Below are 1,366 nucleotides of genomic sequence, written 5' to 3'. Positions count from 1 at the left end.
CCTACCCCCTACTCCAAAAAACCTACTCCAAAAAACCTACTCCAAAAAACCTACTCCCCACTCCCTACTCCCCACTCCCTATTTCCTAAGCGGAGAGATTGAATCGTCGCGATCGCCTGTTTACCTACTTTATCGATTTCCTCTATAGTATTGAAACGTCCTATGCCAAATCGGATGGAGGCATAAGCGAGGGATTCTGAATGTCCCAAGGCTAAGAGTACGTGGGAAGGCGCAACGGTGGCTGAAGAACAAGCCGAACCAGAGGAAACTGCTGCTACTGACTGTAATCCTAAGATTAGAGCTGCACCGTCTACTCCTTCTACCGAAATGTTAAGATTTCCTGACAATCTTTGGGTTGGGTGACCGTTAAAATATATTCTGCCAACTTGAGAGAGAGTTGTCCAGAGATGCGATCGCAAATCCAACAGCCGTTCAGATTCTGATTCTAGTTCCTCTAGGGCTAATGCCACTGCTTTGGCAAAGCCGACAATTTGTGGAGTATATAGTGTACCAGACCGCATTCCCCGTTCATGTCCACCACCTTGGATTTGCGGTGCGACTTTAACTCTGGGATTACGACGGCGTACATATAGTACTCCAATACCTTTGGGACCATATACTTTATGAGCAGTCAGAGACATGAGGTCGATGTTCATCGCCTGTACGTCTAAAGGTATTTTACCAATGGCTTGGGCTGCATCGGTGTGGAATAATACTTTATTTTCATGGCAAATTGTCCCAATTTCCGCTAGTGGCTGCAATACACCAATTTCGTTATTGGCTGCCATGACTGAAACTAAAATAGTATCGGGACGAATGGCTTTTTCTAATTCGGTTAAGTCGATGAGTCCATCGGGTTGGACAGGTAAGAAGGTTATCTCAAATCCTAAGTTTTGTAAATAGCGACAGGGATCGAGAACCGCGCTGTGTTCTGTTTGTACTGTAATAATATGACGACCTTTATTAAAATAGGCTTCGGCTACTCCTTTAATCGCTAAATTATTGGCTTCTGTTGCGCCGCTAGTGAAGACGATTTCTTCTGGTGTGGCATGGATGGCATCGGCTAGAGTATTTCTGGCTTGTTTTACTGCGGCTTCTGCTTCCCAGCCGTAAGCGTGGCTGATACTGGCGGGATTACCGAAATATTCGGTAAAGTAGGGTAGCATTGCCGTTAGCACCCTTTCATCCATGGGGGTGGTGGCGTGATTGTCTAGATATATGGGGCGATGAGACATAGGGATTTGGGATTTTAGATTGGGCTATTTTCTTCTATAATCAGTTCACCCAATTTTTTAAGTATTTGGAGGATTTCAGCCATAGGGTTTTTCTTGGGAGAATTGTCTATTTGTTCGAGGAGTTGGGCAGA

1 protein-coding gene is annotated in these 1,366 nt (G+C 45.0%); it reads right to left on the bottom strand.

What is annotated here, in order from left to right; all coding sequences use genetic code 11:
• Nucleotides 1-50 precede the first annotated feature (50 nt).
• Nucleotides 51-1,235 (bottom strand): cysteine desulfurase family protein, encoded by a 1,185-nt coding sequence (locus NJ959_RS29565; RefSeq protein WP_254015333.1) that lies wholly within the window; start codon nt 1,233-1,235, stop codon nt 51-53.
• Nucleotides 1,236-1,366: the final 131 nt, after the last annotated feature.

It is taken from the genome of Limnofasciculus baicalensis BBK-W-15 (assembly GCF_024178385.1).
GTDB classification, from domain to species: Bacteria; Cyanobacteriota; Cyanobacteriia; order Cyanobacteriales; family Coleofasciculaceae; genus Limnofasciculus; species Limnofasciculus baicalensis.
This window is presented reverse-complemented; position numbering and strand designations above follow the sequence as displayed.

Coding starts and splice junctions, on each gene's coding strand:
- NJ959_RS29565 (WP_254015333.1), bottom strand. CDS start 1,235: ATGTCTCATCGCCCCATATATCTAGACAATCACGCCACCACCCCCATG.